This window comes from Fructobacillus sp. ESL1096, assembly GCF_058511985.1.
Map to the genome: position 1 here is coordinate 401,395 of NZ_CP196400.1, position 21,311 is coordinate 422,705.

Here is a 21,311-nt window from a genome sequence, read left to right on the forward strand (position 1 = left end):
GGACGTAAGAGAACTTCCGCGGTACCACCCAGTTTCTGACCAAAAGGCCAGCACTCTTGGCCGGTATCGGCGGCTTACCGTTGACTGTTAAGCCAAAGTCTCCAGACTGAAATTCGAGGCACCAACAGACGGTCTTACACTAGACACCGCTCGCTTTGCTACTGGCTGACCCCTACTAGGTCCTTCATCGTATTTCTAGTATAACAAAAATCAGGAAAACCGCCTAGCCTGTTTTTGACTAGCCAGTTTCAAAAATTGCGATTGATTTAATCGTTGACTTGGTCTGCAGCAGGTTTGCCCTCGAAAACTGCTAAGACATTTTTAACGGCCGTTTTAGCCACTTCAAAATCCGCTTCCTTGGAGTGCGCTGCCACGTGTGGCAAGACAAAGGCATTTGGCAGGGACAATAATTCGTTATCCGGACTAATTGGCTCCTGGTTAACCACATCCAGTCCTGCAGCAGCAATCTTACCAGATTTTAAGCTAGCAATCATAGCAGCTTCATCAATCACTGGTCCACGACCAACATTGACTACGACCGTACTTGCCTTCATCTGGTCAAAGGCCTTTTGATCAATCAAGCCAGTTGTGCTTGGCGTTGCGGGCAAAGCTGAAACAACAAAATCTGCCTGTTGGAAGATTTCATCGAGGTCAGCCATCCGACCATTGGGAACGTTGCGCTCATGACGCGCATAGGCCAAAACGTGAACACCAAAACCAGTCAATAATTTGGCGATTTCTTGCCCAATATGTCCAAAGCCGATAATGCCAACAATCTTGCCTGAAACTTGCTGGCCACTCTTACCAGCCATATAATTGGCTGCCTTCTTGTCTGTAATGGCATCGTGGCTGGTTTCAAACAAACGACCAGCCATCAACATTAACGTAACCGCTGTTTCAGCAACTGCACCGGCATTAGCACCGGGTGTGTTCGTGACGGCAATGCCACGTTGACTAGCAGCCTGCAAGTCAACGTTATCATAACCAACACCATGACGAGCAATGACCTTCAAGTTGGGGAAACGGTCCATGACCGCGCCGTCAATCTTATACATCATCAAAATGATGCCTACGACTTCATCATCACTGGCAAAATCCTCTGATGTTGCCTGTGGGTTTGAGACGATTTCCAAGCCTGCTCGCTTCAATGGAGCAAGTGCATTTTCATCAATCCCATCAAATACTAAAATTTTCGCCATGATTATTGAAACTCCCTTCTTACTTTGCCTGACCAAGTAATGCCTCAAGCTGATTTAACCGATCTTCAAAGACGGCAAAGGCTTGATCTAAGTATGTGCCTTCTGTCATATCAACGCCAGCCTTGGCAATAACTTCTAATGGACTAGCTGAGTTACCAGCTTTCAAATAGTCCTTATAGCGTTTTGCCTCACCCTTTTCCAAAATGTTTTGGGCCAGTGTTGTGGCAGCCGCTTCACCAGTAGCGTACTGATAAACGTAAAAATTGTAGTAGAAGTGTGGAATTCGTGACCATTCATAAGCAATTTCTGGGTCCTTAGTCAAATCAGGACCATAGAACTTTGAATCCAAGTCGCCATAATAATTGGCCATCGCTTCGGCCGTCAGTGGCTGGCCAGCAGCATCTTGATCATGAATCCAAGCTTCAAAGTCAGCAAATTCCGTTTGACGGAAGACCGTGCCCTTAAAACCGTCTAAGTATTGGTTCAAAACATAGGCTTGAACCTTAGGGTCATCATAAGTCTTCAGCAGGTAGTCCGTCAAGAGGGCCTCATTAGTCGTTGAAGCAATTTCGGCCAAAAAGATTGGATAATCACCATAGTGGTAAGGCTGGCTGTGCCGAGTCAAATAAGAATGAACGGTGTGACCCATTTCGTGTACCAAAGTATAGACGTTATCCAATGTATCCTGCCAGTTCAGCAAGATATAAGGGTTGGTATCGTATGCGCCACCAGAATAGGCACCTGACCGTTTGCCCTTGTTTTCAACAACGTCAATCCAGCGCTCCGCAAAGGCCTTCTTGACTACTGCCAGATAATCATCACCCAATGGTGCTAAGGCTTTTAAGGCGATTTCTTGTGCAGCATCATAGGTAACAGGCAAGTCAACATCATCTGTCAAGGAAACGTACAGGTCGTATGAATGAACTTCTTCCAAGCCCAAGACTTCCTTGCGCAATGAAACGTAACGATGCAAAAGTGGCAGGTTCTTTTCAACACGGTCAGTCAAAGTATCATAAACGGCTGTTGGAATCTGATTGGACAGCACGGCCGCTTCCTTCGCGGATTGGTAGTGACGAGTCTTCGCCAAGAAATTATGTTTCTTAACCGTTGAAGACAACGTTGAAGCGAAAGTATTTTTCAACGACATATAAGCGTCATAAATGGTCGTAAAGGCCTGCTGCCGTGTTGGCTGGTTCTTAGAACGCAGCATCACGCCGTAGAGGCCGTTCGTCAATTCTGCGACTTCACCGTTTTCCGTGACGACATCACCAAAGTCCATATCGGCGTTGTCCAGCGCCGAGAAAGTTTGTTCAGCCGATGACAAAACAGTTGAGGCACCGGCTAGCAGGGCCTCTTGATCTGCGGGCAGTGTGTGTGCCTTTTCTGAAAGCAAGACATCGAAGAAATGACGGTAAGGCACCAGGGCCGGATCTTCTAGGTAAGTGGCCAAAGTCTGTTCATCAATCGCCAAAACTTCCGGTTGGAAAAAAGCGGTTGCTTGGCTCACAGCGGCTAATAGGTCTTGGGTTTGGGCGTAGACACCAGCATAGTGGTTGTTTGTCGTATCTTCATCATATTTTTGATTGGCATAAACGTAAATCTTTTCAAATGACCGTTCGATTTGCAGATCTGTTTCCAAACCGGCCAACAGAGTCTGGGCAGAATCACCAAGGTGCCCGACATACTGGTCCAAGTCGGCCAAGCTAGCCCTCAAAGCGGCAAACGCTTCTTCAAAGGCCTGGTCATCTGCAAAGACTTTGGTTAAATCCCAAGTCAGTTTGGCTGGCACTTCTTGTCGTGTGATTTGTCCCATGTAGTTGTTGCCCAAGGCATTGACTTGCTTCAGGCCCCCCTTTTTCTTATATTTTAATCATTTTAACATAGCAATCTCAATCTGCGACAAATTGCAGGAGCTTTATCACTAGAATTTTACTGTCTTGTAAGCAAATGACCCCGCTGGATGCCAAATCAGCATAAGTCGCTTGCAAGATTTTTTCTTGGTCCTGAAAACTGGGATAAAAATACTGCCTTAAACGGGCACTAAGGCTTTTTTCAGAAATCCAATGGCTAAGGCCAACTCTTTCCAACAACAAAACAAGCACTAACCTAAAATGCCAGTTTGGAACTGCTAGGCCAAAGGCTTGTCCTAAAAGACACCAGTCCGGGATTTGGTCAAGACGATGTCCCTGTTCGTAAAGATAATTAATCAAATCAAGGTTAATACGGCCCTGAACCATCAGCAAGGTCAGTTTAGTTCGTTGGTAGAGTAGGTGCTGGGCCAAGTCACTGGTTGGGCCGACTAACCTTATCTGGTTAATTTCTGACGGTAAAGTGAACTGTTTTTCTGGGCGCTTGCCCTTAACTGCACTCAAGAAGGCAGCCCCAAAACCAGTCCGGCTTTCATACTGCAGCTTATGAAAGTCCGTCTTAGAAAAATTAAAACGGGTTTCAAAGCGCTTCTGCTTAGGTACATAAAAAAATAGCCGATCGTCATCAAGAAATCGACAAGTTAATTCGCCTGACAAACGTCAGTGATAGTAGTCAGGTCCCAAAACCCACATAACCTCTAGTCCGAGACTATGTAGGCCTTGATTGCGTTCTTGCAGACGTTTCTTACCAATTGGTGAACATTGGTACTCGATTGCCAAATCTTTTCCTTGCGATCGTTTCACCAATAAATCAGGGCGCTGACTAATTTGCCTTAAAACAGGTTCGACTACGACCTGATAATCTTTTGCAAAATGTTGGTAAAGCGCCATCTTACCCAAAAGATGATCGATTGTTTCACCTTCTGTAAAGGCATGGCAGCCCGTTTGGACCTGGTGAGCAAAGTGGGCTACATTTTGTTGTCCCTGACGAAGAACAACCGGTTTTTTACAGGCCGGACACTGGTAATTTTCACTTCGATGAGCCAGATTGGCAAAGCAATATTGATTGAATGAATTAATCGCAAGTAACATAAAAAGGGCCTCTCAGTCAGTTAGACGAGAAGGCCCTTTAAAATTATTTTTAATTAATTTAAACGCTTCTTTAACCAGTTTGAGAACCAAGTCAACAGCGTAATCACAATCATGTAAATCAAACCAATGATCGCCCAAACACGGAACCCTTGTGAATTCCGGGCAACAATCAGTGTTCCCGTTTGTGTCAATTCCAAAATTCCGATGGCAGACAAGATTGACGTGTCCTTCAAGGTAATGATGAACTGGTTGACAAATGACGGCACCATAATCTTCAAACCTTGCGGAACAACTACCTTAGCCATTGCTTTGCCATAAGGCAATCCCAATGAGCGAGCCGCTTCCATCTGTCCTCTGTCAACAGCTTCAAAACCACCGCGAACAAAGGCCCCAGTATAAGCGCCCTCATTCAAAATCAGCGTCAACAAACCGGCCGTGAAAGCTGGAATCTTCGTTCCAATAACGCCTGGCAAACCAATGTAAATGAAGAAAGCCAAGACCATCAGTGGCAGACCACGGAAGGCGTAAATAATGGTTGTGGATAACCCACGTAAGACCTTTGACTTTGCCACACCCATCAAACCAAGCAACAAGCCCCACAAAGAAGCAAGGATAATACCAGCAACGGTCAACTGGATAGTCTGCACCAGACCATCAAAGAAGGCCTTCTTGTTTGAGCGCAAGATGCCCCAAGTTGAGTTGTTATCAGAAGCTGAACCAGTAAAGTTTTTTTGGTCTGATTTCAAATACTTATCAACAATCTTTTGATAAGAACCGTCAGCCTTCATTTCCTTCAAGGTCTTGTTAAAATCAGCAATCAACTGTGGGTTTTGTCCCTTCTTAACGAAGAAACCATAGCCACCGGCATTACCTGGGTTGTTTGGATTCTTAACTTCCAAATCCAAGCCGTTTTTAATGGCGTACTGGATAACGGGCATATCCTCAAAGGTGGCAGCACTGTTACCGTTGACAACATCGTTGTACATGGTATCAGTATCGTTAAAGTACTTAACCTTAAAACCGTACTTTTTTTGCAAAGACAAACCGTAATTTGAAGCAGCAGTTCCAGACTTCAAGGCAACCGTCTTGCCCTTCAATTCTGATAATGACTTAATCTTGGAGCCCTTCTTGGTAATCCAAGCAACACCAGTCTTATAGTATGGATCCGAAACATCATAGACTTGCTTTCGTTCGTCTGTGATCGCCATTCCAGCAATAATCCCATCTGCCTGGCCGTTTGCGACCATTTGAGCAGCTGCGTTAAAAGACATTGGCTTCAATGTATAGGTGAAATGGTTTCTCTTAGCCACTTCTTTCAAAATATCTTGATCAATCCCGACGTACTCATTATTTTTGTCTTGGAAATCAAAGGGTGCGTAAGTCGCATCAGTTGAAATGACATAATTGGGTTCGGCGGCACTGGCCTTCGTTCCAAAGGCAAAAAAGCCCAAGAAAAGCGTTAACGCCACCAAAATCGGTTTTACTCGTTGGTTGACCATTGTATTCATTCTTCCTATCTTTACGTGTTAGCGACCAATTGACCTTAGGCTTGCATCACCTTTGACAGGAAAGTTTGCAAACGTTCGTTCTTTGGCGCATTAAACACTTCTTCAGGCGTACCAGATTCTTGAATCTTACCAGATTCGAAGAAGACAACCCGGTCAGCCACTTGCTTGGCAAAGCCCATTTCGTGGGTAACGATAATCATCGTCATTCCTGACTTTGCCAAATCCTTCATGACATCCAACACATCGCCGACCATTTCTGGATCCAAGGCTGATGTTGGTTCATCAAAGAGCATGATGTCTGGGTCCATTGCCAAAGCACGGGCGATAGCAACACGTTGCTTTTGTCCACCTGACAATGAATTAACTGATTTGTCAGCCTTATCAGACAGACCAACAGTTTCTAACAATTCCTTACCACGCTGATCTGCTTCTTCCTTGGTCATCTTACCCAATTGAACAGGTGCCAAAGTAATGTTTTGCAAAACCGTGTAATTGTTAAAGAGGTTAAAGTTCTGGAACACCATTCCGATGTTTTCGCGAACCTTATTAATATCAGTCTTTGAATCAGAAATGTCATAGCCATCAACTTCAACCAAACCAGAATTTGGCATTTCTAACTGATTTAACATCCGCAAGAAGGTTGACTTTCCGGAACCAGAGGGTCCAATCATTACAACAACTTCGTTGGCCATCACGTCCAAAGAGATGTCACGCAAAACATGGTTATCGCCATATGACTTATTAACCTTATCAACGTGTACTTTCACTTGCTTTTCTTCACTCATGCTCGTGTCCTTTTTTCAACCCAGTTACTCAACCATGTAAGTAACGTAATTACAATTAAGTATATCACAGCGATAATTGCCCAGACACGGAATCCCTGTGAATTCCGAGTAACAATCAACGTACCAGTCTGTGTCAATTCCAAAATACCGATTGCAGACAAGATTGACGTGTCCTTCAAGGTAATAATAAATTGATTAATAAAGCTTGGAATCATTAACTTCAAACCTTGCGGAATAATTACCTTACGCATGGCTTTTGAATGTGAAAGCCCTAATGAGCGAGCCGCTTCCATCTGACCATCGTCAACGGAATTAAAACCACCGCGAACGAAGGCACCTGTATAGGCTCCTTCATTTAAAATCAGGGTCAAAACACCGGCCGTAAAGGCAGGAATCTTCACACCAATCACACCAGGCAAACCAATGTAGATAAAGAAGGCCAAAACCATCATTGGCATACCCCGGAAGATATAGATGATGGTTGTTGCCAGGCCACGCAAGAACTTTGACTTGGCCACACCCATAACGCCCAAGAGCAAGCCCCAGATCGTTGCCAAAACAATTCCAACAATTGTCAAGTAAAGCGTTTCCTTCAAACCAGTCCAGAAGGCGGATGAGTTTGAACGCAAGATACCAAAGACAGAGTTGTTATCTGCGGCTGAACCAGTAAAGGTTGACGCCTTGGCATCCAAGTACTTGTTGACAATCTTGTCATAAGTACCATCCTTTTTGATGGCCGCAAAGCCCTTGTCAAAGGCAGCCAACAAAGCAGCATTAGCCCCCTTCTTAACGGCAAAACCATAGTCACCAGCGTTAAATGGATCCTTTGGATTTTGAACCTTTAATTCTGTTCCGTTCTTAACGGCATACTGCAAAACTGGCAGGTCACCGAACGTTGCGTCCGAATTGCCGTTGATGACATCACGGTATGAAGTATCGGAATCAGAGAAATAAGTAATCTTGAAACCATACTTTGCTTGGATTGATTCGGCGTACTGTGCACCGGCAGTCCCGGTCTTCAAAGCGACCGTCTTCCCTTTCAAATCAGACAAGGACTTAATTTTTGAATCCTTGGCCGTTGCCCAACCAATTCCACTCCGGTAGTAAGGCGTTGAAAAATCAAAGACCTGACGACGGGCGTCAGTGATTGACATTCCAGCAATCACCCCATCGGCCTGGTCAGAAGCAACGGCCTGGGTAGCAGCGTTGAAGGACATTGGCTTTAACTCATATGTAAATCCTTCACGCTTGGCAATGGCGGCCAAAATGTCTTGGTCAATACCAACGTACTTATTGTTCTTATCTTGGAAATCAAAGGGTGCGTAAGTAGCATCCGTGGCGATAATGTAGTGGGGTTCGCTGGCCGAAGCTGGCTTTTGGCTTGCCACACCAAAGGCCAGGAAGGCTGCCACTGCAGTCACCAAAGTCATTAGTACTTTTTTCATAATAACCTCTTTTTCATAATGTTCCTATTATATCAAAAACTAACAGGGCATTTACTGACAATGTCAGTTTTTATTACGTTAGTGGTCTAGTCCGAAAGGTTGAATGGAGTCTGCTATAATAGACTTCATGACTAATTGGATTACCCAAACAATCGAACCGTGGATGCCCAAGGGGGCTTTAAAGGCTAAGGACGACTACGCCAAAATCGCTCAAACAAGCGGTTTCTCTCTCCTGCCACTTGAACGCTACAACGATCAACGCTTCTCAAAAGAAGAGCGGCAAAAGCACATCGAAGCGGCACTCAAGCTGATTGTACCGGGTGATACCGTGGTCCACCAATTTCCAACCTACATGAGTGCTGATTTTGAAGCCGAATGGTTGACAGCTATTCAAGACAAAAAAGCTAATTATGCCTTATTAATTCACGATTTCGAACCATTCCGAGTAACAAAAGCTGACCCGACAGAATTCGCTTTGGCACAAAAGGCCAACCTCATCATCACCCATTCACAGGCAATGAGCGAATCCTTAGCAAAAATGGGTGTTAATCAAGCTACAATTGTTCAACCCCTCTTTGACTATTTGGGTCCTAATCCACCCCTTGCCAGTTATCAAAAAATTCTAAATTATGCCGGTACTTGGCAAAAAGCCCCCTGGTTACAAGATTACCAAGGGCCAGCACTAAAGTTATTTGGCAACCGGCCTAAAAAATGGCGTGATTGGCAGATGCCAGCTGACATTCAATGGGCTGGCAACTTTGAACCTGACGACATTCAAAACCACTTAAGTGCTGGGTTTGGATTGCTTTGGGATAGCGACTTTAATACCCGCCACTATCAAAGCTACACGAAAATCAATGCCCCACATAAGGCCAGTCTCTATCTCAAGGCTGGGTTGCCAATCATTGCCTGGCAAGAAAGCCAGATTGGCCGGTTAACTGACCGCTACCAGATTGGCTTTACTATCAAAGATTTAAGCGAACTAGAGGCGCGAATGAAAACCATCACGGCCGATCAGTATCAAAATTGGCAGACGAACCTCTTGCCACTGCGAGAACAGGTCAGCCAGGGGGCCTTTACCAAAAAAACACTCAAAGGCGTCACTGATTTTTTTCATAAAAACTAGTCAATTGACCATTAGCACATAAAAAGCACCGCGAAGCGACCGTTTGACTTGGTCGGTTGCAGTGCTCTTTTTTTATACACCAAAGATTTTAGCTACTTGCGCTTGAACCTTGTTCAAGTAAGTTTCCTGGTCAGCCTCAGATTGAGCAAATTTTTCGTCGTCAATTTTTTGGCCATCAAGGATCAAGGCATCAGCCATCAGTGCTGTTGCGTCGGCATAGTCTTGGTAAGCTTTCGCCAACGTCTTGTGGGCACCCATAAAACGAACGGGGACAGTCAAGGCGGCTAAAGTCTTTGCGTTTTCTTGGTAAACAGCCACAGCATCATCAAATTCCGCCTTTACTTCGGCAAAATCAGCCTTAGGCATGTCAGCGACTGCTGACTCTTGCTTAGCTGAGTCCAACTTAACGAAAAATGGTGAAACGCTGTCAGCTGTTTCCTGTGTCTTAGTCAAAACATCTTGAAGTGCTTGAAGATAATACTGTAATTGCTTGGGGTTAAATTTGGCCACTATACTTTATCCTTTATTGAAAAATTGTCGTTGTACCCATTTTACCAGTTCGACAATCACAATGATAGAAAAAGCTGCTAGGACAACCGTCAACCACTGGTGACTGTCAAGGTAAGTCACGTGGAAGATTGGGTTCAATGGCTTGATAAAGACAACGGCCATCATGGCAAGGAGTGAGAAAACTAAGGCCCAGTTGAAGAACTTATTAGCAAAGGCCTGTGGTCCCAACTCTGATTGGTAAACACTCTTTACATTAATGGCATTAAACATCTGCATCAACCCTAAGGTCATAAAGGCCATCGTCAAGGCATCCCCGTGAATCAATTCTGATCCCTGATGCTCTGGGAAGGCCAAGGCAATGCCATAAACCGCCAAAACAAGGATGGCTTGCATCGTTCCCTGCCAAATAATGGCTGGGCCGACACCGCCAGACAAGAAGTTAGCAGTTTTACCACGTGGCTTCTGTGACATCACGCCCTTCTGGGCTGGTTCCAATCCCAGTGCAATCGCTGGCAAGGTATCGGTTACCAAGTTGATCCACAGGATCATAACAGGCGCCAGCACTTCCCAACCAAGTAATGTCATCATAAAGATGGCAATCACTTCGGCCAAGTTCGATGCCAGCAAGTACTGCAAGGCCTTTTGAATATTGGCAAAAACCTTTCGACCTTCCTTCACAGCCGCAACAATTGTTGAGAAATTATCATCGGCCAAAACCATATCGGCCGCTTCCTTAGACACTTCCGTTCCGGTAATACCCATGGCAACGCCGATATCGGCAGTTTTCAAGGCCGGCGCATCGTTCACACCGTCTCCGGTCATGGCCACGACCTTGCCCTTACCTTGCCAGGCTTGAACAATCTTAACCTTGTGGGCTGGTGCAACTCGGGCATAGACGCGCACATCCTTAACCCGATCTTGGAAGGCCTCTTCCGACATTTCATCTAATTCGGCGCCAGTCATAACCGCCTTGGTACGGTCATCTTCCTCCGTTAAGATGCCCAAACGACCGGCAATAGCAGCAGCAGTCTTAGGGTGGTCACCCGTGATCATAATCGGTTGGATGCCGGCCTTCTTTGCTTCAAAAACGGCACCCTTGACTTCGGGACGTTCCGGATCAATCATGGCAATTAAACCAACCAAGATTAAGTCCTTTTCCACCACATCTGCTTGCGGATTGTCAGGCACTGCATTCAAATCCTTGTAGGCAAAGGCCAAGACCCGGAGAGCCTGGTCAGCTAACTCAGCATTGATGTCTTGATATTTGGCCAAATCAGCCTCAGTCACGGGTCTGATTTGACCGTGATCTAAGACCTGACTGACTCGAGCCAAAATCGAATCCGGCGCTCCCTTAACAGTTGCCTCGTAACCTTTAGCAACTGGATGAATAGTCGTCATCAATTTACGTTCGGAATCAAATGGAATTTCACTGACCCGAGGCATTTGAGCCAACGTGTCCGTATAGGCTGGACGGTACTTTTTATTAAAGGCAATCAAGGCTGTTTCGGTTGGATCCCCAACCAAGCCATCATCAATTTCCTTTGTATCGTTATTCAAAGCCAGTAAGTCGGCCAATTTCAACAAATCAGGGTTGACTTGGTCGGCTTCAAAAGGATTTTCAGCCTGCAAATCAACGATTTTCCCAGCCAAGACCAACTTTTCAACGGTCATCTTATTTTGGGTCAAGGTCCCAGTCTTATCGGAACCAATGATATCCGTTGAGCCCAAAGTTTCAACAGCGGGCAACTTCCGGACCAAGGCAGCCTTCTTGGCCATCCGGGCTGTTCCCAAGGCCAAAGTAACCGTCACAATGGCTGGCAATCCTTCAGGAATGGCTGCAACGGCCAAAGAGATTGAAGTCAAAATCAAGTCAATCACTTTGGCGTCTTGGGTAAAGTAACCGACCACGAATGTCAAAGTGGCAATCGCCAAGATTAAATAAGTCAAGATTCGACCCAGTTGCGCCAAATTTTCTTGCAGTGGTGACTTGGTTTCATCCGTTGACTGGAGGGATTTTGCAATTTGACCAACTTGGGTCTGCATGCCGGTCGCAATCACGATACCGGTTGCTTTTCCATAGGTCACATTAGCGTTCATAAAAGCTAAGTTTGCTTGATCACCCAACGGCAAGTTTTCGCCAGTCAAGACAGCATCCGTCTTTTCGACTGGCACTGACTCGCCAGTCAAAGTTGATTCTTCCACCTGTAAGTTAGCGACAGAAACCAAACGCAAATCAGCTGGGACAACGTCCCCGGCTTCCAGGTACACGAGGTCACCCACGACCAAATCAGGGGCAAGTACTTCCTGGTCGCGACCAGCACGTACCACTCTAGCCTTTGGTGTCGCCAAAGCCTTTAAAGCCTCGATGGCCCCTTCGGCCTTGCTTTCTTGAAAAACACCGAAAACGGCGTTAATAATCACGATGGCCAAAATAAAGGCGGCATCAGTTGTTTCCCCCGTAAAGGCGGCGACTAAGGCAGCAGCCAATAGGATTCCAATCATTAAATCCTTAAATTGGTCAACAAACTTTTGAAAAAGACTACGCTTTTTCTTTGCAACCAGGGCATTGGGTCCATCCTTTGCCAAACGGTCGCGAACTTGTTCTTCGGTTAAACCAGTTTGAGCATTTGTCTTGAGCTCGCTGGTCAAATCAGTGACATCAATTTGATATGGTTGTTTTGCCACAATTCTCTCCTTTTCTTACTACTCTCTTTTTTATCTGGTCTGGGTAAAAGAAAAAGACCCATACCAAACGCAAAAAAGCGTCATGGTATGAGTCTCACTGTTTAAGGCTGAGCCGGTGCGATAAAGCTTGCACGATATAAAACATTACTGTTTTGCTTTGACGGTTATCAGCCACGAACATTTCGTCAGTTACTCCCTCAGAAATTATATTATGTTTTCAGTATAACAGAATTTTTACAGCTGTATAGTAATTTTTGCTATTTCTAAATGAATTTCAAACATTAGAACTGTGCTTTCCTTGCCATAATGCATCAACAACATTTTGCTAGTGCCAACAAGTAAGATAAAATAGAGAATAATGACAAATGAGCCTCATATTAACTGGCACGAAAAGTGACGGTTAAAAAAACTAATTTTTCTCGTCCAATTAAGCGAAAGAATCAAAGCACCGTTAACAGCGCTAATTTTTCATTTCTCAACTCGAACATTCAAAAGCCATCGTTAATCAGGAAAACAAATGACAAAAACAAGTATCATGTGGTTTCGCAGGGACCTGCGGCTCACCGACAACCAGGCATTACAGGCCGCCATCCAAAATAGCGATCAGGTCATCTTGATCTTTATTATTGACCCACAGCAAGTTCAAAACGATGCAAGCGTCAACCAAAGTGCCTTTTTTGCTAGTGTCTTACATTTTAAAGAGTCCCTTGCCAAAGACAATCTCACCCTCTTAATTCAAACTGGTTCAGTGATTGATATTGTCACAGAAATCAAAGCAAAAGTCCCTTCAGTCGGCGACATCTACCTGAATTTCGATGAGCGTGGTTACGGTCGCAAAAGGGACCAGCAAACCATCCGCTACCTTTCACAAAAACTTGGTGTCGTTGCCCACCCCTTTTTGGACTTTACGCTAACCAGCGCTTCAGCAATCAAAAAGCAAGACGGAAGCGCCTATCAAATCTTTACCCCCTACTATAAAAAATGGCTAACCTCTAAAAAAGATCAGCCGTTGCCGGCTCTAGCCAGCATTGAAATTAGTCATAAACAGCTGGCAGAACCTTTCACAGACCACCTTGACGACCTCAAAAAGTTAATCAATCAAAACCACAGCTACGCCTACCAAGACAGTCTTGGTGAGCAACAAGCTGCCAACACTTTAGCGGACTTCGTCTCTCACAAATTAGTCTACTACGACCAGAACCGAGACTTTCCAGCCCTCGATGGTACGAGCCATTTGTCACGGTACTTAAGAACTGGTGAAATTTCGATCCGAACGGTTTACGATGCGGTCAGCCGAAAACCAGCTAGTCTAGGCAAAGAGACCTTTATCAAGGAACTCTGCTGGCGCGACTTTTATAATATGATTTACACCATTTACCCTGACCAAAAGAACCAGGCTGTGAACACAAAGTTTCAAAACATCCCCTGGATCAACGATGAGGCACAGTTTGAAGCCTGGAAAAACGGCACAACCGGCTTTCCAATTATCGATGCGGCTATGCAGCAATTGAACCAAACTGGTTGGCTTCATAACCGCTTACGAATGATTGTTGCCTCCTTTTTAACCAAGGACTTACTGATTAATTGGACATGGGGCGAGCAATACTTCCAAGAAAAACTAGTCGATTATGATCCTGCTAGCAACATCGGTGGCTGGCAGTGGGCTGCTTCAACCGGCACGGACAGTGTCCCTTATTTTCGCATTTTTAATCCGTTCACCCAGGCCGAAAAATTTGATCCGGATGCTCAATTTATTAAGCAATACATCCCGGCACTGGCTGCTTTGCCAGCCGATAAAATCCACCACATCGACCGCCTGAGCGATGCAGACCAGCAAAAATACCAAGTAATCCTTGGAAAAGATTATCCAAAACCAATCGTCGATCATGCCCTCGCCCGCAAGCGGGCAATCGCTAGCTATAAGAATTTAAATGCATAAAGGGAGAAGGAACCGGTCAGTTGGTTTCTTTTCCTTTTTTAACATATCTTTAATGAGCTAAATCAGCTATGATTTTTCGAACAACGGTTTCTTGGTCAAGACTCACGGCAATAATCCTTTCACCTGCAACCTGTAATAAATCATGGGGTAAAAACCACTTTGCTAAATCAACCTCATTAAAGCCAGGGTTCTTTTTTTCTTGATGTCGCTTGACTGTCTCCTCAAATGGCAAATCATAATAATAAATAAAGCTTTGGTCAGCCTGTTCAATTAGTTCGGACAGCATTTTGCCATATTTCGCAGCTGGGAGAATCCCCTCAATAATTGTGTAACGACAATTTTTAATCCCAAACAAAGCAATCTCCTTGATTAGATTAATTGATAGATTTTTGGGTACATCTTTCACTCTTAGCATTGTCCGGCGGACATAGTCTTGCGGAATTAATAAATTATTTTCACCAAGTTGTTCATGTAATGCATTCGCAGTGACCGTTTTGCCACTACCCGAATTTCCTCGAATCACAATTAACTTTCCCATTTATATTACCTCCATCACCATCTCATTGTTCCTAATATATCAATCAAAGACCACACGCCAATACCATGTCACTTCGAATAAAGCAGAGCCATTGCAATATCATTTTGTTAATACTATCAGCAATGTTTTTAATATAATAGTTCTAAACAAGGGCTAATTTAGCACTTTTATTAAAATTTTTATCATTTTTGTTGACAAGGAAGCGAACATCTTGTAGTATAGACACATCATATCAAACAAGTTGATCAGGAAAGTAAAAAGTACCCTTAGCCTAGAGACTTACCGGTTGGTGCAAGGTAAGGTAAGGAAGCTTTTGAAAATGACCTGTGATTGGCAACTACGACTCGGTTTACCGTTAGTAGTTGACGGATTGGCCCTCGTTACTTGGGCACACCATTCGGCTAGGATCATTCCCCGGGGCCCGATGGTTAGTGAGCAGCCTCGAGGTAACTTTGGGCAAAAACTCAGAATGGTAACGCGAAAGTCGCTTCTGTCTTAAATCTTAAAGATAGAAGTGGCTTTTTTTGTTGCTAAAATTAAAATCAAGACATCAGAATAAAAGGAGATAATAGCAAAAAATGTCAAAAAAAGGTTGGTTGATTTCTGGTATCGCAGTTGTCGCAGTCGCAGCACTAGCTTATACAAGCTTCGGCAATCACGGTACGAGTAGTAATAAAACGGTGACAGTCGGCATTATGTCAGCGAACAAAGATGACGATGATATTTGGAAGAGCGTTGCCCAAACGGCTAAGGATAAGTACGGTATAACGATTAAGTTCAAGCAGTTCTCCGATTACTCACAGCCAAACAAGGCTTTGCAAAACGGCGACATTGATTTGAACTCTTTCCAGCACTACGCCTTCTTAGATGCTTATAACCAAAAGAACGGCAACGAATTAACCTCAATCGGTGAAACCGCCATTAGCCCAATCCGATTATATTCCAACACATACAAGAATGTCAGCGACTTTAAAAATGGTGACACCATTGTCGTTCCAAATGACCCATCAAACGAAAGTCGGGCCCTTTACCTCTTAAAGTACGCTGGGTTAATTGAGTTGAAATCAGGATTGACGCTCGCAACAACTAAGGACATCACCGCAAATCCAAAGAATTTGAAGATTAAGGAAGTTTCCGCCGATCAAACTGCTCGCAACCTTCCTGACGTTCAAGGCGCCGTCATCAATGGTAATTATGCCCAGTCAGCTGGCCTAAAGTACCAGGATGCCATCTTCGTGGAACCTTTGAACAAGGATTCACACCAGTGGGTCAACATCATCGTTGCCCAAAAGAAGAACAAGAACAAGAAAATTTACCAAGACGTTGTCAAGGCTTACCAAACAAGCAAGACCAAGCAATTGATCAAGGAAAAGTATGGTGAATCAGAAGTTGCCGCTTGGGACAAGCAATTTAATTAAAATGATTCGATAATATAGGAAAGAGAGAAAAATATTATGAGTGCAAAAAAGACGATTATTGGAATTGTAGCCGCCGCAGCCATTGTCGGCATTGGTTACTTCAGTTTCTTTAACCACGGTAGCCAGGGTGACAAAGTGGTTAAGATTGGGGTCATGAACGGTGACAAATCAGAAGACCAAATCTGGGCAGAAGCCGCCAAGACTGCCAAAGATAAGTATGGCATTACTTTGAAGACAGTTAAGTTTTCCGACTACTCACAGCCAAACAAGGCTTTGAGTAACCACGACATCGACTTGAACGCCTTCCAAAACTACCCATTCTTGGAAAACTGGAATAAAGCTAACAAAACGGACATTGTTTCAATCGGTGACACCTGGACAACACCATTACGTTTATACTCAGACAAGTATAAGTCAATCCAAGACATCCCTGATGGTAGCCAAATCGCCGTTGCCAACGATGTGACGAACGAAAACCGGGGTATCCACCTCTTGGCTGAAGCTGGTTTGATCAAGGTCAAGGACACCAACAAGGCCACACCAAACGATATCACCTCAAACCCTAAGAACTTGAAGATTGTCCCAGTCGATGCTTCACAAACTGCAACGTCATTGAAGGACCCTAAGTTTGCCGGCGCTGTGATTAACACGAACTTTGCTAAGTCAGCAGGAATCGACTTCAACACTGCTATCTACGTTGAAGGTTTGAACAAGAACACAACGCAGTTCTTTAACTTCGTTGCGGCCAACAAGTCCGATAAGGATAAGAAAATTTACAAGGACGTTGTCAAGTCTATCCAAACTGCTAAGACCAAGGAATTGGTTCAGAAGAACTACAACGGTGCCGAAATCACTGTTTGGGATTACAAGAAGTAATTCAATCATGCGGGCTTGTCCCGCGTACATATAATGACCACCACGAAAGGAAAATTACTCATGTCAAATCGTCAAGAAGAATACCTCACTTTTTTAAAAGAATTGATTGCCCTCCCCAGTGTTTCAGCAAAGCACGAAAAATTACCCGAAACGGCTGCCCTTCTGGGGCAAGCTTTGGAAAAGCTTGGTGGCCATGTTGAAGTCGACGACAGTTACTTTGCACCGCTGGTCATCGCGCACTTTCACAGTAACCAAGCCGATGCAAAGAACCTCATTATTTATAACCACTATGACGTTCAGCCAGCAGAACCCTTCAATCTTTGGGACCAAGACCCTTGGACTTTAACTGAAAAAGATGGTCATCTGATTGGTCGCGGTGTTGATGACGATAAAGGTAATATCACGGCCCGTTTCACAGCCTTAGCTGAATACTTAGACGAAAACGATGGCCAATTGCCCGTCAACATTACCTTCCTAATTGAAGGTTCCGAAGAAACTGCCTCACAACACTTGGACGATTACTTAGCTAAGCACCCAGAACTAAAAGCTGATTTAATCATCTGGGAGTCCGGTAATAAAGACGACCAGGGACAAATTGAACTTGGTGGTGGGAATAAGGGAATTGTAACTTTCGATGTGACGGCCAAGACAGCCGACAGCGACCTCCATTCCTCGTTAGCAACCGTTGTGGATTCTGCTGCTTGGCGTTTAAGTCAAGGACTGGCGACCCTCTTTGATCCAAAAACTGGACGCATTCAAGTTCCTGGCTTCTATGAGGATGTCATTGCCCCTAACCAGCGAGAAAAGGACTTGGTTGCCGCTCTACCAGGCACCAAGGAAGAATTTGTTAGGGGCCACCAAATCACTGCCCCGCTGTTGACCGACAAGCGTGGAGACGATTGGAAAAAAGCCCTGTACTTCGAACCAAGTATTAATATCGAGGGAATCTCATCTGGCTACGAAGGCCAGGGTGTTAAGACGGTTCTACCAGCGGAAGCAACCGCTAAATTAGAAGCTCGCCTTGTGCCTGGTATGGATCCAGACAAAACCTTAAAACAAATTCAAAACTTTTTGGCCGACCAGGGCTTCGCTGATTTAACAGTCACAAAGACCCTTGGTCAACCAGGCTACCGGTCAGACATGTCGGATCCTGAAATCGAAAAAGTCATTGACTTGGCCAAGGACTTTTATCCCGGTGAACCCGTTGTTTCCCCAACCTCACCAGGGACCGGCCCAATGGCCTATGTCAACAATGCTATCAAGGCCCCCATTATTTCTTTGGGGGTCGGCTACCAAGGCGCCTTAGACCATGCTCCAAATGAAAACATCCGCCTAACTGATTACGAAGACAACATAAAATTTGTTAAACTAATCATTGGTAGTTATGCTAATCACTAGCAGCAAACAGAAAGGAAAGTGCGTAAGCACCAGAATTTATCAATGACGAATCCAATTATTTCTTTAAAAAATATTGATGTGACCTTCCAACAAAAGAAGCGAACCATTGAGGCGGTTAAAAACGTTTCCATTGACGTGAACCGCGGAGATGTCTTCGGAATTGTTGGTTATTCCGGAGCTGGTAAGTCCACTTTGGTCCGGGTGATTAACCTGCTCCAGGTTCCAACGAATGGCCGGGTCATCGTTAATGGCGAAACATTCTTTGACAATCAAGGTACTGGTAAAACCGGTGTCCAAATTAAGGCAAATGAGCTGCGCGACCGTCGCCGCAAGATTGGCATGATTTTTCAACACTTTAACTTACTCAACGAGCGTACGGTGGCCGAAAACGTTGCCTTCGCCTTGCAGCACAGCCCATTAAAGGCCGACGAAAAGAAGGCAAAGGTTGCTGAATTGCTTGAACTAGTCGAATTGACTGATCGAGCTGACCAGTTCCCTGCTCAACTTTCAGGTGGGCAAAAGCAACGTGTCGCCATCGCTCGTGCCTTAGCCAATGATCCTGAAATTTTGATTTCAGATGAAGCAACCTCTGCCTTGGATCCAAAGACAACCAACCAAATTTTGGCCCTCTTGAAGAAATTAAACCAGCAATACAACTTGACCATTCTTTTGATTACCCACGAAATGGATGCGGTCAAGGAAATTGCCAACAAGGTTGCGGTAATGCAAGATGGTCAAGTCCTGGAAGAAGGTTCAACTTTGGATATCTTTACCAAGCCACAGGCCGCCTTAACGAAAGAATTTATTGAAACCGCCACAAACCAGGACAAGGCTTTGGCAACGATTGGTGAATCGGATGCCATTACATCCTTAAACGACAACGAAATTTTTGCCCGTCTAACTTACTCTGGTAACAGTACAAATGAACCATTGATTACCACCCTTTATCAGAAGTATGAAGTTGTCGCCAACATCTTGTATGGTAACGTTGAGATTCTCCAAGGAACTGAAGTTGGTTCTCTGTTAGTCATCCTCTCTGGCTCAGCCGACGGTTTGGCTGCCGGCTTGCAGTCCTTAAAAGACCAAGGCGTTACTGTTGATATCTTGAAAGGAAAGCAAGCATGAGTAATTGGTTTTCACAAACATTTCCAAACGTCGTTTATCAAGGCTGGTCTGGTGATACTGGTTGGTTAACAGCGATTAACCAAACAATCTTTATGACCTTCTGGTCTGCTATCTTCGGGGGTCTCTTGGGCTTAATTTTTGGTTTTGGCCTCGTTGTGACAAGCCCTCGTGGCATTACCCCCAACAAGGTTCTTTTCTGGATTTTTGATAAGATTGTTTCGATTTTCCGAGCAATTCCATTCATTATCCTTTTGGCCTTCATTGCCCCCGTTACAAAAACCATTGTTGGAACGCAAATTGGTTCTACTGCCGCTTTGGTCCCATTGTCATTGGGCGTCTTCCCCTTCTACGCCCGGCAGGTTCAGGTTGCCTTGACTGAAGTTGATGACGGGATTGTCGAAGCTGCCCAGGCCGTTGGAGCTTCCTTTAGCGAAATCGTCTTTGGCGTCTACCTCCGCGAAGGTCGGTCCGAGTTGATTCGGGTGTCAACGGTGACGTTGATTTCCTTGATTGGATTAACAGCCATGGCCGGTGCCATCGGTGCCGGTGGTCTTGGAAACATGGCGATTGCTTACGGTTACAACCGTTTCGCCAATGACACGACCTTAGTGGCCACTTTCTTGGTTCTTGTCCTCGTCTTGATTGTCCAAGTCGTGGGTGACTACCTGGCTAAGCGCTATAACCACAAATAAAAAATCAGTACAAAAGGAGCGCAACACAATGTGTTGCGCTCCTTTTTTGTCAAATGATTCACGGTTAGTTAGCGAGTCAACTGGAATTCAAAGCGATCGCCAACATAGTATGAACGAACGTATTCAAAGGGGTGGTCTTCTTGATCATAAGAGACCTGACGAACGGCCAAAATTGGATCACCACGTTTAATTTGCAAGAAATCAGCTTGACGCTCCGTGGCCAATGCCGCTGTGACCGTTTGCTCGGCCCGACCTGGCTGAATACCGGCCTGGATTAAAGTGGCGTAGAGCGACTCTGTTAGGCTTGAACGAGTAAAATTATTCACCAATTTTACGGGTAAGGTCGTCTGTTCCAACAAGATTGGCTCATCATCGCCCAAACGCAAGCGCTCCATCACCAAAACTTCATCTTCTGGTTTGAGTTGCAAATGCTCTAATTCCGAAACGGATGGAGTCGTCACCTTATAAGAAACAGTCACAGTCTGGGCTTCCCGGCCTGATTTTTTCATCAACTCCGTAAAAGAAGTTACCCCTAGCGCCCGTTCTGAAACCTTTTTCTCAGCTACATAAGTTCCGGAACCAACACGGCGTTCCAAAATACCTTCGTCAACGAGGGTTTGAATCGCCTGACGGAGAGTCATCCGAGAAACGTGAAAGGATTCGGCCAAGTCACGTTCAGCCGGAAGACGTTTATTCGTCCCCCATTCACCAGCTGCAATGCGCTGACGAATCTCATTATGAATCTCAATATAGCGTGGTATAGCCATAATTATTGCCGCTCCTGACTGTCATTATCGGTTGAAAACTAGGATACCCTGTTAACATCTCTTTTCTCATTATAATTGGTCTAGGCAAATATTTCAAATCACTCACTCTTTTTTACTAAATTTTTGATTCACGACGCTCCATCTAATTTTTCTGTAATTCATCGAAAAAAAATTCCAGAAAAAATTCTAAAAATCCTTGCAAAATGAACGAAAAACGGGTAATATATATCAAGTAATTGCCCCTTAGCCAAGCGGTAAGGCGGTGGCTTCTGGTGCCATTATGCGCTGGTTCGAATCCAGCAGGGGCAATACGATAACTTAGAAAAGGGCGGTCTTGCTA

The 21,311-nt window shown here is 44.7% G+C and carries 18 protein-coding genes and 1 tRNA gene; 8 read left to right on the forward strand and 11 right to left on the reverse strand.

Features of this window, described 5'->3' with window-relative positions:
- Positions 1 to 266 precede the first annotated feature (266 nt).
- The 7 genes from ACSYSR_RS01710 to ACSYSR_RS01740 form a co-directional block, all read right to left on the reverse strand.
- Complete coding sequence (locus tag ACSYSR_RS01710) at positions 267 to 1,199, reverse strand: phosphoglycerate dehydrogenase (RefSeq protein ID WP_489816305.1); 933 nt, start codon at positions 1,197 to 1,199, stop codon at positions 267 to 269.
- A 19-nt stretch (positions 1,200 to 1,218) separates the two neighbouring features.
- On the reverse strand, positions 1,219 to 3,012 hold the full coding sequence (gene pepF / locus ACSYSR_RS01715; protein WP_489816304.1) for an oligoendopeptidase F: 1,794 nt from the start codon (positions 3,010 to 3,012) through the stop codon (positions 1,219 to 1,221).
- Positions 3,013 to 3,088: 76 nt separating this feature from the next.
- Positions 3,089 to 3,571, reverse strand: coding sequence for a hypothetical protein (locus tag ACSYSR_RS01720; protein WP_489816303.1), 483 nt, complete (start codon positions 3,569 to 3,571; stop codon positions 3,089 to 3,091).
- A 156-nt stretch (positions 3,572 to 3,727) separates the two neighbouring features.
- Positions 3,728 to 4,159 carry a competence protein CoiA gene (locus ACSYSR_RS01725; RefSeq protein WP_489816302.1) on the reverse strand — a complete coding sequence of 144 codons (432 nt, stop codon included), beginning with the start codon at positions 4,157 to 4,159 and terminating at the stop codon, positions 3,728 to 3,730.
- Between the two features lie 53 nt (positions 4,160 to 4,212).
- Positions 4,213 to 5,658: an ABC transporter substrate-binding protein/permease gene (locus ACSYSR_RS01730; protein ID WP_252774280.1), complete on the reverse strand. Its 1,446-nt coding sequence runs from the start codon at positions 5,656 to 5,658 to the stop codon at positions 4,213 to 4,215.
- A 44-nt stretch (positions 5,659 to 5,702) separates the two neighbouring features.
- A complete protein-coding gene (locus ACSYSR_RS01735; RefSeq protein WP_489816301.1) occupies positions 5,703 to 6,452 on the reverse strand; it encodes an amino acid ABC transporter ATP-binding protein in 750 nt (249 codons plus the stop codon).
- Positions 6,449 to 7,897: an ABC transporter substrate-binding protein/permease gene (locus tag ACSYSR_RS01740; RefSeq protein ID WP_489816300.1), complete on the reverse strand. Its 1,449-nt coding sequence runs from the start codon at positions 7,895 to 7,897 to the stop codon at positions 6,449 to 6,451. The genes ACSYSR_RS01735 and ACSYSR_RS01740 overlap by 4 nt, the downstream gene beginning before the upstream one ends.
- Positions 7,898 to 8,024: 127 nt before the next feature.
- Between ACSYSR_RS01740 and ACSYSR_RS01745 the strand changes: the two genes are divergently transcribed.
- Positions 8,025 to 9,023 carry a glycosyltransferase gene (locus ACSYSR_RS01745; RefSeq protein WP_489816299.1) on the forward strand — a complete coding sequence of 333 codons (999 nt, stop codon included), beginning with the start codon at positions 8,025 to 8,027 and terminating at the stop codon, positions 9,021 to 9,023.
- A 72-nt stretch (positions 9,024 to 9,095) separates the two neighbouring features.
- Here the strand turns inward: ACSYSR_RS01745 and ACSYSR_RS01750 are convergent, their stop codons facing one another.
- Positions 9,096 to 9,533, reverse strand: coding sequence for a chemotaxis protein (locus ACSYSR_RS01750; protein WP_489816298.1), 438 nt, complete (start codon positions 9,531 to 9,533; stop codon positions 9,096 to 9,098).
- Positions 9,534 to 9,539: 6 nt separating this feature from the next.
- Positions 9,540 to 12,218 carry a cation-translocating P-type ATPase gene (locus tag ACSYSR_RS01755; RefSeq protein WP_489816297.1) on the reverse strand — a complete coding sequence of 893 codons (2,679 nt, stop codon included), beginning with the start codon at positions 12,216 to 12,218 and terminating at the stop codon, positions 9,540 to 9,542.
- Between the two features lie 517 nt (positions 12,219 to 12,735).
- Between ACSYSR_RS01755 and ACSYSR_RS01760 the strand changes: the two genes are divergently transcribed.
- The gene (locus ACSYSR_RS01760) at positions 12,736 to 14,157 is read left to right on the forward strand and encodes a cryptochrome/photolyase family protein (protein WP_489816296.1); all 1,422 of its coding nucleotides are present in this window, start codon (positions 12,736 to 12,738) and stop codon (positions 14,155 to 14,157) included.
- Positions 14,158 to 14,206: 49 nt separating this feature from the next.
- Here ACSYSR_RS01760 and ACSYSR_RS01765 read toward each other — a convergent pair whose 3' ends face one another.
- Positions 14,207 to 14,695, reverse strand: a complete 489-nt coding sequence (locus tag ACSYSR_RS01765; RefSeq protein ID WP_252774287.1) for an adenylyl-sulfate kinase — start codon at positions 14,693 to 14,695, stop codon at positions 14,207 to 14,209.
- 578 nt (positions 14,696 to 15,273) lie between these two features.
- Between ACSYSR_RS01765 and ACSYSR_RS01770 the strand changes: the two genes are divergently transcribed.
- The 5 genes from ACSYSR_RS01770 to ACSYSR_RS01790 are packed head-to-tail and all read left to right on the forward strand — an operon-like array spanning position 15,274 to position 20,204.
- Positions 15,274 to 16,113 (forward strand): MetQ/NlpA family ABC transporter substrate-binding protein, encoded by an 840-nt coding sequence (locus ACSYSR_RS01770; protein ID WP_489816295.1) that lies wholly within the window; start codon positions 15,274 to 15,276, stop codon positions 16,111 to 16,113.
- Between the two features lie 36 nt (positions 16,114 to 16,149).
- Complete coding sequence (locus ACSYSR_RS01775) at positions 16,150 to 16,989, forward strand: MetQ/NlpA family ABC transporter substrate-binding protein (protein ID WP_489816294.1); 840 nt, start codon at positions 16,150 to 16,152, stop codon at positions 16,987 to 16,989.
- A 60-nt stretch (positions 16,990 to 17,049) separates the two neighbouring features.
- Complete coding sequence (locus tag ACSYSR_RS01780) at positions 17,050 to 18,387, forward strand: M20/M25/M40 family metallo-hydrolase (protein WP_252774290.1); 1,338 nt, start codon at positions 17,050 to 17,052, stop codon at positions 18,385 to 18,387.
- A gap of 42 nt (positions 18,388 to 18,429) precedes the next feature.
- Positions 18,430 to 19,512 carry a methionine ABC transporter ATP-binding protein gene (locus ACSYSR_RS01785; RefSeq protein WP_489816293.1) on the forward strand — a complete coding sequence of 361 codons (1,083 nt, stop codon included), beginning with the start codon at positions 18,430 to 18,432 and terminating at the stop codon, positions 19,510 to 19,512.
- Positions 19,509 to 20,204 carry a methionine ABC transporter permease gene (locus tag ACSYSR_RS01790; protein WP_489816292.1) on the forward strand — a complete coding sequence of 232 codons (696 nt, stop codon included), beginning with the start codon at positions 19,509 to 19,511 and terminating at the stop codon, positions 20,202 to 20,204. The genes ACSYSR_RS01785 and ACSYSR_RS01790 overlap by 4 nt, the downstream gene beginning before the upstream one ends.
- Before the next feature lie 68 nt (positions 20,205 to 20,272).
- On the opposite strand, the gene ACSYSR_RS01795 is transcribed toward ACSYSR_RS01790, so the two are convergent.
- Positions 20,273 to 20,971, reverse strand: coding sequence for a GntR family transcriptional regulator (locus tag ACSYSR_RS01795; protein ID WP_047974267.1), 699 nt, complete (start codon positions 20,969 to 20,971; stop codon positions 20,273 to 20,275).
- A 237-nt stretch (positions 20,972 to 21,208) separates the two neighbouring features.
- Between ACSYSR_RS01795 and ACSYSR_RS01800 the strand changes: the two genes are divergently transcribed.
- Positions 21,209 to 21,280, forward strand: a tRNA-Gln gene (locus ACSYSR_RS01800).
- Positions 21,281 to 21,311: the final 31 nt, after the last annotated feature.